Source organism: Gammaproteobacteria bacterium (genome assembly GCA_022340215.1).
Taxonomy (GTDB): domain Bacteria; phylum Pseudomonadota; class Gammaproteobacteria; order JAJDOJ01; family JAJDOJ01; genus JAJDOJ01.
Genome location: JAJDOJ010000163.1, coordinates 1 through 11,919, shown reverse-complemented (window position 1 = coordinate 11,919; position 11,919 = coordinate 1). Strand labels below are relative to the sequence as shown.

Genomic DNA, 11,919 nt, shown 5'->3' with positions numbered 1-11,919 from the left:
CTGCTGAAAGCAACTCATGGTGCATGAACAGGCCCACGGGCCCGGTGTAGAGGGTGACGAGGATCCAAGCGGTGCGCTGTACCCAGCTCGTGACCCCGTTGGTGACCGAATCCCAGACGACGAGGAACACGCTGCCCCCGGTCAGGAGAAACCATACCAGCATCGCTCCCTGTAACATAATGGGACATCCCGAGGATAAACCGAACGGACGCCAGGGGTGGTTACGAAATCGGTAGCGTACGACATCTCGCGCTGCAGGGACACGCGAACACCCGAGTCCCCTCGGACTCCGTCCGCGGCCTGCGAGAACTCTCCCTAAGGCGATTTCTGTCAAATGACATACCATCCTGCTTGTCTTTTCGTCCGTCCTCTGTGTTGCGACAACCGTTCCATCGTTCGTATATGGTCTCCTCCCCTTCTGGTTTGACGATCGGTTTACACTTCCATCATGGCGCATCGCGACGCCGAGTTAGAAGGGGGAGGAGACCATCTCATCGACTATGCGCCTGTTGTCGCGCCTTTTTGACGAACGAAAATCCGGCGCAACCTGGTATGCCATTTTCCGGCAATCGCCTAAGTTCTCGTGAAACCAGATACGCTTCGAGGCGTCCTCCTCCAGTCGGCTGTAGGTAATCTTGGCGTCGAGTCCGTGCGGAGACACCTGGATCGTGCCCGACGCCTGATGGAGCGACTCGATGGTCTCGTGCATCGGCTGGATCACCCGTTTTTCCTTGAAGGCCTCGTTGGGCAGGACGACCATGTTCCCCAGGGTCTTGTCACGGCTTCGTGCACGCATGCGTTCTGGCAGACCGGCTTCGTCCGAAATAGAGTGTTCAGGATATCTTAACCACGATGTCGTGCAGATTTTCGCCGGCACGCGCCAAGCGGTCGGCCCCGTTGGACAAGTGCCGATAGATCTCACGGTGCTTGAAGATGGCGATGACCGAAAGCATGGCCTTAGCCTCCGCACCGGGTTCCCGACTCTCTAGTTTCTGAACCAATTCGTGCACGTCGAACCGATCGGCCAGGGCGCGACGGTAGACCTTCTCGATCGAACGCTCGGCCTTGCGTGCGGCCTGGGCGTCTACCTCCGCGTCGGACGGATTGCTGGACAGCTTGTGGTACCCCTTACGCAGGGACTCGGCGCCCTCCTTGAGCAACACGGCCATCTCCTGCATGTAGCGGTCGGGCTGGAGGTCCAGCACCTCCATCTCGCGCACCGTGGTCTTGGCGTAGTTCATGATGTGATCGATGCTGACAATGGCCCGGTAAATGTCTTCACGATCCATAGGGGTCGCAAACGCCCGGTCCAGAATATCGCTGTTGCGGGCCTTGAGCTCGTCCCCTTGTTTTTCCAGGGCCCGGACCCGGTCGGACTCCGCGGTGTCTCCCGTTTCCATGTACTTAACGAAGGCCTCCATCGTTTCGACGGTCAGATCGCACTGCTCACAGATCAGGGCGTAGAAATCCGGCATCCTGGGAAAGACCCGGTCGATCAGGCGGATTGCTCCCATATTACTGCTGCTCATGGCACGTATCTCCTTTGCTTGCGATGGTTCGCGATAAACGGAACGCGTCCGGCTTTGTGCGACCGGAACTTCAGCTCACGCGACCCCGGTCAGAAAATGGACCAGTAAATAGGTCACGATGGACATCAGGGCCGCCGAGGGGATGGTAATGATCCAGGTGGTCACGATGTCTTTGGCCTTTGCCCAGCGCACCGCCTTGGGACGTTCCGAGGCCCCAATCCCCATGATCGCGGAACTCACCACATGGGTTGTGGACACCGGTGCGCCCAGGATCGCGGCCCCGAAGATCACAGTCCCCGAGGTGAGTTGGGTGTCAACGGCGTGCAGGGGCCGGACCTTGTAGATGCCAAAGCCCACCGTGCGCACGATGCGCCAGCCACCGGACAAGATGCCAAGAGTGATGGCGGCGGCGCAGGTGAGCATCACCCAGAACGGCACGTGGAACTCGGAAATGAATCCCCCCAGCAGCAACACCATGGTGATCACCCCCATACTCTTCTGAGCGTCGTTGGCCCCGTGGGAGAAGGCCAGACCCGCGGTGGTGACAAACTGAACCCGTCGCAGGTGGCGATTGACTGAGGGATGGGCCCCGCGTAACAGAAACCCAAGCCAGCGATGGATCACGTACCCCATCCAGAAGCCGATGATCGGCGAGATAATGAGCGCGAGGACCACCTTCGTCACCCCGGTAAGATGGCCGTGGCGGAGCTCGCTCAGGCCCCACACGACATGATCCGCCCCGGCGGCCACCAGCACCGCGCCGGCAAGACCACCCACCAGGGCGTGGGATGAGGAGGAGGGGATGCCGAACCACCATGTGACGAGGTTCCAGGCGATCGCCCCCAGAATGCCGCACAGAATGATGACCATGGAAGGCAATTCCGGCAGATCGCTGATATTGACAAACTTGCCGATGGTATTGGCCACCGCTGTACCCCCCAACAGTGGGCCAAGGAACTCGAAGACAGCCACCAGGACCACCGCCTGAATAGGGGTCATGGCGCGCGACGCGACCACCGTGGCGACGATATTGGCGGCGTCGTGGAAGCCGTTGGTGTAGTCGAAGAACACGATGACGGCGACGGTGACGACAGCGAGAAGCATCAAATGGTCCATGGCCCTGCCCTTTATCGACTGCCTGTCATAGCAATGTAACATTTCTGTAACACACAAGAGATCCCTTTGTAAATCCAGATGTTCGTTCCGATACCGAAAAATATCTGCCGAGCGCACGATGCGCTGCTGGCAGGCGCGCGCGACAGTCCCGGGAGTCCGTCTCGATGGCGCTTTCCCGACTGGCTTGTCCCGAGAATGCGTCCTGTCCAGGTTTCTCTGGGAACAGGGCGTTGTACGCAGTTCTTGCGGCTCCCATGAATGCGTTGCTGACGCAGGTGTAGGCGGCGGGTGGGGGGAAAGGGGGATTTTCGGCTATTGAAAAAAGAGACGGGCTTCACCAAGTCGAATGGGCAGCACGTATCGGCTGGCGGCGAACGGATAGAGATCCAGACGCCCAAGCAGGCAGCAATTCGCTGTCTTGCAGCGCCCCTTGCTCAGAAACTTCGGCCAGGGAGTGCGGGGTATAGCGGGTAACCTCATCCGTGATCGTTGGAGGAGCGTGCCCGGGATGATGATCTCCGCATCCAGCGCCGCGAATGTCTCCCAGGTCTCCAGCCAAGCCCCAGTCAGGCTCCAGTGTCGGTGTACTCGAATACCGACAGCATTCACTGGTGGAACGTCATATCCATGGAGATCACCAGTCGGCTTGGGTAACCCCACGACAATGCTGCCCGGACTGCCCCTCTTGCAGCGGACAGACAGCGAGGTATATTGGTCTCCACGACCTTCACGTCCGTTGGGGATTCTACAGGCGGGGGGCATCCGGCTGCTTTGTCGCTGGGAGATGCCGGTGAATGGTCCGGACCATTTCCCGAACGCCCACCGGTTTCTCCAGGTAGTCGTTGACGCCGGCCTCGAAACACCGTTCCCGGTCTCCCGGCATCGTCAACGCGGTCAGTGCGATGACCGCCGTCCCGTTCAATTCAGGATCGGCCCGCAACCGCCGCGTCGCTTCCAGCCCATCCAGGTTCGGCATCTGCAGGTCCATCAGGATGATATCGGGCCTGACCCTGCGCGCCATCGCCAGCGCCTCGACGCCATCACGCGCCTGAGAGACCTGGAATTCCATCGACTCGAGGGCTTCGGTCAGCATGTCCGAGTTCGTTTCATGGTCCTCCGCCAGGAGCACGCGGATGCCGGTGCCGGGTAACGGACCCCTCTCGCCGGTATCGTCCGACACCCCGGCCGCCCCGAGCTGACCGTAAGAGCGCGGCATCGCCGCTGACCAGGGCAGTGTCACGGTGAACCGGCTGCCCTGGCCGGGTGTACTCTCCACTGAAATGCCGCCACCATGCAGTTCCGCCATACGATACGCGAGCACCAGCCCGAGACCGGTGCCTGAATAGTTCCGGTTCATCGGATTGTCGAGTTGAACAAACGGCTTGAACAATCGGCTCATGTCCTCCTCTGTAATTCCTATTCCCTTGTCCCACACGACGAACTCGGCCACCTGCGATGCAGCGTTCCCCCTGACTTCCATCCCGATCCTGCCGAACTCGGGCGTAAACTTGACGGCATTGCTCAGCAGATTGACCAGAAGCTGCTTAAGCCTTCGCGCATCACCGGCAATCGTCCGAACCGCCGGATCGAGATCGAAGGACAGCTTCAGGTGCTTCGCCGCGGCGGGCTGGCGCACCAGTCGGAGACTGGCCTCACAGAGTTCCGGCACGGAAACCTCGCCGGAGGTCATCTCGATCTTTCCGGCCTCGACCTTCGCAACATCCAGGATGTCGTTGATCAGGGAAAGCAGGTGCTGCGAGCTCTCCTCGATGCTCGAGACGGCCTGTTCCTGGCTTTCCGACAGGGGGCCGTAGAGTCCGTCCGACAACATCTCGGAGGTACCCATGATGGTGGTAAGCGGGGTGCGGAACTCGTGGCTCATCGCTGCCAGAAATTCGTCCTTGGTGCGAACGCTGCGGGCCAGATCGACGTTCGTCATGTTCAGCTCAGCGGTTCTCTCCTCGACTCGCTCCGCCAGCAATTCACGCTCGACCTGCAGGGCCCGGTGCGCCCTGTTGAGTTCCGCCTCGGCCTGTTTGCGCTTGGTGATATCCGAGAACAGCACGACGGCACCGGCCAGTCTTCCCCCCTGATGTATCGGGTAGGATCTATATTCAACCGGGATGCGGGAACCATCGGCGCACCAAAAAACTTCGTCGTCCAGCCGGCACGATCCGCCTGTCAGGCAGGATTGCGTCGCGGGGCACTCGTCGATTGGATAGTGGGATCCATCCGCCCTGGTATGGTGAATGAGCGTGTGCATCTCCCTGCCGAGCAGTTCGTCGGCATTTTGATACTTCAGTATGGCGACACCCGCAGGATTGATGAACATGCAACGGCCCCTGGTATCGATGCCGTAGATCCCCTCGCCCGAGGAATCCAGGAGCAGTCGGGTACGCGCCTCGCTTCGCCGGAGATCGTTCTGATACGCGTCAAGGTTTTCCTGCATAGTCCTCAGCGCCAGGAGCAACTGCGCGGTTTCACTCCGGCCCTTGACGTCGATCCTGCCATCGAGGTCCCCCTGCGAAATTCGCCTGGCGATCCCGGTCGCCGTAGAGATGGGTTTCCCGATGGCATAGTCGGCGGACCACATGATCAGGACGACGGCCAGAGTCAGCACCCCGAAGGCGACCAGCAGTGTCCGCTTGCCTGCCTGTGCGGCCTCGCTCCAGATCGCGGCCAGCCGGGTTTCCTTCTCCTCCAGTGTCTGATTGACGGCTTCGTCAAGCAGATCGGTCGGCTCCCGGTCTATCCCTCGGACTCGTTCGTCGACGGGAATATGTGGCGCCTCGTTGGCGCGATCGTAGAAGGCAAGCGCGTCACGATACTCGACACCAAGTTTCTTGTGCGCCCGATAGAACGCGTTCGCGGTATTCCTGATGTCCGAGTCTTCCGCCAGTAATTCGAGCAGTGTTTCGATCTCTTGGCGCGTGACGCGTTCCTCGTCGTTGAACTGATTCAGGTATTTATCGTAGAGATCCGGTTCATGACCACGAAGCAGCACATTCTTCCATTCCTGCACCTGCTTCTTGAAATGGACCTGGGCGGAAAGACTCGTGGTCACGATCCGGTTCGCCCAACCGATAACCTGCTCCGCACTCCCGGTAGCCTGCTTGTAGGCCTGGAACGCATACAGACCGACGGCCAGATTGAGCGCCAGCACGATACCGAGATAGAAGAGAAGCTTGGAGCGAATACTCATTTCGGCAGCGAATCCGAAAACCTTCAGTCTGAGGATCCGGACGAATCACCCGATCGCAGAGCAAGCCCGCGGACTCGCCCGTCTTCGCCCCGAATGTTACCACCCCCATCAGGCGCTGTATGATGCTCCGAAATCAGAATAGCGACTCATTTCCGGGAGACCGCGATGGACTATGTACTCGCGCTGGATCAGGGCACCACGAGTTCCCGCGCCATCCTGTTCGATTCACGGGGCACCATGTGCCACATGGCCCAGAAGGAATTCCCGCAACACTTCCCAAAGTCCGGTTGGGTCGAACACGACCCCCGTGATATCTGGCGCTCCCAGCTCGACGTCGCCCTGGAGGTCCTCGGGCGCGTGGACACCGGATCGTCCCGGGTTCGGGGCATCGGCATCAGCAACCAGCGCGAGACCACCATCGTCTGGGACCGGCGGACGGGCGACCCCGTGTACAACGCGATCGTCTGGCAGGACAGGCGTACGGCGAAGCTGTGCCAACAGCTTCGCACCGAGGGTCACGAGGACGCGGTGCGCGAAAAGACCGGGCTGTTGCTCGACCCCTACCTGGCCGGAACGAAGCTCCGCTGGATCCTCGATAACGTCGCCGGTGCCCGCCAACGCGCCGGGCGCGGCGAACTGGCCTTCGGCACGGTGGACTGCTGGCTGGTCTGGAACCTGACCGGCGGCAGGCTGCACGTCACCGACGCGAGCAACGCCAGCCGAACACTGCTTTTCAACATTCATACCGGTGAGTGGGACGATGATCTGCTGGAGCGGCTCGATATCCCCCGCGAACTGCTCCCGGAGGTCCGCAGTTGCAGCGAGGTCTACGGCGAGAGCCCGGAGTTGCCGGGAATCCCCATCGCGGGCATGGCGGGCGATCAGCAGGCAGCCCTCTTCGGGCAGACCTGTTTCAGTCCCGGCATGGCGAAGAACACCTACGGGACCGGCTGTTTTTTGCTGATGAATACCGGTGAGGCACCGGCGGCGTCAAGACACAAACTGCTGACGACCATCGCCTGGCGTATCGGAGAACGGACCGAGTACGCCCTGGAGGGAAGCGTGTTCAACGGCGGAGCGGTCGTGCAGTGGCTGCGGGACGGTCTCGGAATCATCGGCTCGGCCGAGGATAGCGAACCGATGGCGGCCGGTGTCAAAGACAGTGGCGGCGTCGTTCTGGTACCCGCGTTTACCGGTCTCGGTGCGCCTCACTGGGATCCGTACGCCCGCGGCGCCATACTGGGCATCAGTCGCGGAACGACGGCGGCGCATATCGCCCGCGCGGGACTGGAATCCATCGCCTTCCAGGTGAGGGACCTGCTTGAAGCGATGGACCAGGACTCCGGCATCACCCTCGACGAGCTGCGGGTCGACGGCGGGGCCTCGCGAAACGACCTGCTATTGCAGATCCAGGCGGACCTTCTGAATGTCCCCGTGGTCCGGCCCGCGATGATCGAGACCACGGCCTTCGGCGCGGCCTGCCTTGCCGGCCTGGCCACCGGAATGTGGCGTGACCGCAGCGAGCTGGAACAGGTCTGGCAATGCGAACGGCGTTTCGAACCCCAAATCGGCGAGACACAGCGCGAACACATGCAGCGACAGTGGACGCGCGCCCTGGACCGCTCCCGGCACTGGATAGACCCCTCGGAGGACGGCGATGCATGAAACGCGAACCGGCGATCGCACGTCTGACCGACCCGACTGAGGACTGGGACTTCGTCGTCATCGGTGGCGGCGCCACGGGGCTGGGTTGTGCGGTCGACGCCGCGGCCCGGGGCTATCGCGTCGCATTGCTGGAGCAATTCGATTTCGCCAAGGGGACCTCGAGCCGTAGCACGAAACTCGTCCACGGGGGCGTGCGGTATCTCCGACAGGGCAATATCTCGCTGGTACTCGAGGCCCTGCGCGAGCGGGGTCTGCTCAGTAACAACGCCAGTCACCTCGTCCGGCATCAGGCCTTCGTCATCCCTAACTACAGCTGGTGGGAGGGCCCTTTCTACGGCATCGGGATGAAGGTCTACGACACGCTGGCCGGCAAGCTGGGGCTCTCTCCGTCACGCATGCTGACGCGCGAGGAGACGCTGGAAGCGATACCTACGCTCGACCGGGAGGGCCTGACCGGCGGTGTCATCTACTACGACGGGCAATTCGATGACTCGCGTCTGGCGGTCAACCTGGCACAGACGGTCTTCGACCTGGGTAGTGTGGCCGTCAATCGCTGTCCCGTCGAGGGGCTGGCGAAGGAGAACGGTCTACTGCTCGGCGTGCACGCGCGGGATCTCGAAAGCGGTGTCGCATTTGAATTGAGGGCCAGGGGCGTCATCAACGCCACCGGCCCGTTTACCGACCAGGTTCGGCACATGGACGACGCCACGGCGCCCGGCGTGATCGCGGCGAGCCAGGGGGTTCACCTGATTCTGCCAAGGCGATTTCTTCCCGGCGACGCCGCGATCATGGTGCCGCATACCTCCGACGGCCGTATCCTGTTTGCCGTGCCGTGGCACGACCGTGTCATTCTCGGTACCACCGACACCCCGACGGAAAAGATCGACATCGAACCCCGCCCGCTGGAGGAAGAAATCGCCTTCATACTGGACAATGCATCGCAGTATCTGGAACATCCCCCGACCCGGACCGACGTCCTCAGCGTCTTTGCGGGGTTGAGGCCCCTGGTCAGGTCCGGGGAGGGGTCATCCACCGCCGCACTGTCCCGCGATCACACCATCCTGGTCTCCGACTCCGGCCTGGTCTCCGTCGCTGGTGGGAAATGGACCACCTATCGCAAGATGGCGGAGGACACCATCGACCACGCCCAGCTCGTGGCCCTGCTGGAACATCGTGCCTGCGTCACGCAGGACCTGAAGATCCATGGCTGCATGAACACACCAACGGCGGGCACCTCCCCCATGGACCTCTACGGGAGCGACGCCGAAGGGATCCGGTCCATCGCCCGGGAGGGCCCCGATTTGGCCCTGCCCCTATCCAACAGGCTACCCTACACGGGCGCCGAAGTGGTCTGGGCCGCGCGCTACGAGATGGCGCGCAGTGTGGAAGACGTGCTGGCGCGCCGCACCCGCGCCCTGCTGCTGGACGCCCGGGCCAGTATCGACATCGCGCCGCGGGTGGCGGAACTCATGGCGGGGGAACTGGGGCGTGACGCGGCCTGGGCCGCTGAATCCGCACAGGCGTATGTGCAGCTCGCCCGCGGATACCTGATCCAGGACAACATGGAAGTCTGAGAGGGCGAGCGCGGGGATACGCTCCCCGAATCCGGGATCCCTAATCGTCCGACTCGGGATTGACCATGACCATGCCGTCGTCGACCCTGACCTCGAAGGTCGTCAGGTCCTCGTAGGCCGGGGCGGTCAGGGCCTCTGTGAAAATGGAAAAATGGAAAAGGGGCCAGGCTCAATTTCTGCTAGATTTCTCCCATGCCCCGACGTCCACGCATTCACATCGACGGTATCCCGTTGCACATCGTACAGCGTGGCCACAAGCGCGAGGCCTGTTTTTTCTGTGATCAGGATCGCTACGCCTACCTCGGCTGGCTGAGCGATGCCTTGCAGCGCGAACACTGCCAGCTTCATGCGTACGTCCTGATGACCAACCATGTTCATCTACTGCTCACTCCGGAACATGCAGCCTCGGTTCCTGGTTTGATTATTTCGGTGGGTCGTCGTTACGTCCAATATATCAATCGCTCCTACGGGCGAACCGGCACACTCTGGGACAGTCGATACAAATCCTCTCTCGTGCAGGCCGAGACCTACCTGCTCCTGTGCCAGCGCCACATTGAGCTCAATCCCGTACGCGCAGGCATGGTGTCCGATCCAGGCGACTACCCTTGGTCCAGCTACCGGGCTAACGCCTTTGGTCTTGCCAACCCGATGCTTTCACCTCACCCTCTCTATCTCGCCCTTTCCGAGAACAACGTCGTCAGGCACGAGTTATATCGAGACCTCTTCCGCACCGCCCTCGATGATGCTCCGCTTGCCGACCTCCGCATGGCGATTAATCAGGATCAGCCCGTTGGAAACAGCCGCTTCTATGCGCAGATCGAAGCCATGACCGGACAGCGGCGCGAACTCAGAAAACGGGGCCGTCCCAAAAAGAACGCCGAAATAAAACCTCCGCAGGACACCGGTCAGCCAGAGCTTCCACTTTGAATTAATTGAGCCTGGTCCCTTTTCCTTGCCAGTAGATAGTCCTTTTCCGTCAAGATCGCTTTGTAGTGCACCTGATACAAATACCCTGTCCGTTTATCCGTGTGCAGAAGAACTCGATATCGTGAACTATTGCACACCTCCTGACGGTAACTTTCTGCGGAAAGGTAAAGCAGACAGTGCAAAAGTGCCGTTCTGAAGCCACCGGATTTCACTCCGGTTTTCATTTCATCAACGGCAAGAGGGTGTCAAGATGGCGGTATTGCTTAGGACCGATACGGGGATCCTGTTCAGCATACTCGTTTTAACGGCGGCAGTTTTGCCAGTGGGGCATGCCAGTGCTGCGAGCGAGTTTCAAGTGATCGATTCACATTCTCACGAGACCATGTTGGGTTCTGCCAACCTGAAGACTCCCACGCCATCAATCTCTAAGCCGGAGCAGTCTCCAAAGGCAATGGACCTGGAGAGCGGCAGAGTCACACCTTCCCGGGGATCGAATTCTTATGCCGGGCACCAAAAGCCGGTGTACCAGGCCGAATGTACCGTCGACTTCAATGATTCCGTCGCGCTCAGTCAGACCATGGCTAATCTCTGGTTCGACCGGATCTATGTTCCATGGATACAGGAATGTCAGGGAGCCGGGTACACCGATATACGTGCACTGGTTCATTCCCACTTTCACGTGGGATTCGAGGACAGCGATGTGGAACCGTGTCCGAGCAACGATCAGGCATACCCGAGCAGGATTCAGAACGACGGGTCCTGCGAATTCGTGGATATCACGAGTGAACCAAGAACCCACCTTTCGACGCACACCGGCAGCGAATGGTTGCACATCCGGGTTTACCGGGACTCGGAGTACATACCATTCGATCTGAATCGGATTCGAGTGGTCGGACAGGCTCCCATCCGCTTCTGTTACAAACCGGAGCAGGAATCAAACTCCGGCTGGTTTGTGAGTAACAATGGCGGAGATTCCAGTCCAGGTACCTGGTTGTGCTGGTCTGAACTCTCTACCGGACTATGGGACCTTTCCGACTGGGTACGAAACGTGACGGACGTGAAAATCACCGGAGCAACATCCACGTCATTCTCGCTGGACGATATCAAATTGGGACTCGACTAGCGGCTGACCACGGCATCCCGAGACAGAAGCCCGATACCAGAGCGGCATGAGGGTCAGGTCTCGCTTTATTGCGCTCGCGAGACATAGAGACCCATAAAACTAGACTCGACCCCTTTCCCTTTTTCAACGCAGATAGATCTGATTTTTGAAATCTTCCTACGGCTAATGTTGGCTCTTGCCGTCAGTGGCACGGATCAAGACTTGACCCCATTACGGGCGCATTACGGGCGGACGGCAATGTTCGGTGTCCACTTTGCTCGGGGAGTTGACGGATATCGAGACGAAAACTTCCGGAAGCTTAAGCGCGTCATGCCGCACATGCGCCGCGCCGTGCAAATTCGGAATCGCCTCCGAGACGAGACGAGCGGGACTCAGCAGTTATCGGCCTGCATCGATTCGCTATCAATCGGCGTCGTGCTGCTCGACAAACGCGGGTCGTGTTTCGCGCATCAACGATGCGGCGGGTCGTCTGCTGGGCAAAGAACAAGGCCTCTATATCCAGGACAGAGAGTTGAAGATGCCGCGGCATGCCGACAATCGCAGACTTAGGGAGATGATTGCGTCGGCATTGATATCCGCGCATGCCATTAAGAGTTGCGGCGGAGCGTTCGTCCTAAAGGGGACAACGTCAACCGGCCCCTCGACCGTCGTCGTGGCACCGCTGACGTCCAGTATACGGCACGAGGAATCGCTCGGCGCTATGGTCTTAGTGACCACGCCGCGCTGTCAGGTTCCGGCATCGGCCCTGAGCATGCTGCGATCGGTATACCAACTGACGCATGC

At 60.3% G+C, this 11,919-nt stretch carries 9 protein-coding genes; 5 read left to right on the top strand and 4 right to left on the bottom strand.

Annotated features, from left to right (window positions below; all coding sequences use genetic code 11):
- Positions 1-469: 469 nt before the first annotated feature.
- The 4 genes from LJE91_11560 to LJE91_11545 form a co-directional block, all read right to left on the bottom strand.
- The gene (locus tag LJE91_11560) at positions 470-796 is read right to left on the bottom strand and encodes a hypothetical protein (GenBank protein ID MCG6869330.1); all 327 of its coding nucleotides are present in this window, start codon (positions 794-796) and stop codon (positions 470-472) included.
- 37 nt (positions 797-833) lie between these two features.
- On the bottom strand, positions 834-1,529 hold the full coding sequence (locus tag LJE91_11555; GenBank protein ID MCG6869329.1) for a DUF47 family protein: 696 nt from the start codon (positions 1,527-1,529) through the stop codon (positions 834-836).
- 75 nt (positions 1,530-1,604) lie between these two features.
- Complete coding sequence (locus tag LJE91_11550) at positions 1,605-2,645, bottom strand: inorganic phosphate transporter (protein MCG6869328.1); 1,041 nt, start codon at positions 2,643-2,645, stop codon at positions 1,605-1,607.
- Between the two features lie 745 nt (positions 2,646-3,390).
- The gene (locus tag LJE91_11545; GenBank protein ID MCG6869327.1) at positions 3,391-5,847 is read right to left on the bottom strand and encodes a response regulator; all 2,457 of its coding nucleotides are present in this window, start codon (positions 5,845-5,847) and stop codon (positions 3,391-3,393) included.
- A 165-nt stretch (positions 5,848-6,012) separates the two neighbouring features.
- Here LJE91_11545 and glpK point away from each other — a divergent pair, with 165 nt between their 5' ends.
- The 5 genes from glpK to LJE91_11520 all read left to right on the top strand — a co-directional run.
- Positions 6,013-7,512 (top strand): glycerol kinase GlpK, encoded by a 1,500-nt coding sequence (gene glpK / locus LJE91_11540; protein MCG6869326.1) that lies wholly within the window; start codon positions 6,013-6,015, stop codon positions 7,510-7,512.
- Positions 7,509-9,086, top strand: coding sequence for a glycerol-3-phosphate dehydrogenase/oxidase (locus tag LJE91_11535; protein MCG6869325.1), 1,578 nt, complete (start codon positions 7,509-7,511; stop codon positions 9,084-9,086). The genes glpK and LJE91_11535 overlap by 4 nt, the downstream gene beginning before the upstream one ends.
- 192 nt (positions 9,087-9,278) lie before the next feature.
- Positions 9,279-10,013, top strand: coding sequence for a transposase (locus LJE91_11530; GenBank protein ID MCG6869324.1), 735 nt, complete (start codon positions 9,279-9,281; stop codon positions 10,011-10,013).
- Between the two features lie 250 nt (positions 10,014-10,263).
- Positions 10,264-11,136 (top strand): hypothetical protein, encoded by an 873-nt coding sequence (locus LJE91_11525; GenBank protein MCG6869323.1) that lies wholly within the window; start codon positions 10,264-10,266, stop codon positions 11,134-11,136.
- A gap of 244 nt (positions 11,137-11,380) precedes the next feature.
- Positions 11,381-11,919, top strand: a 539-nt coding sequence (locus tag LJE91_11520) for a hypothetical protein (GenBank protein ID MCG6869322.1), incomplete at its 3' end; no start/stop codon positions are given.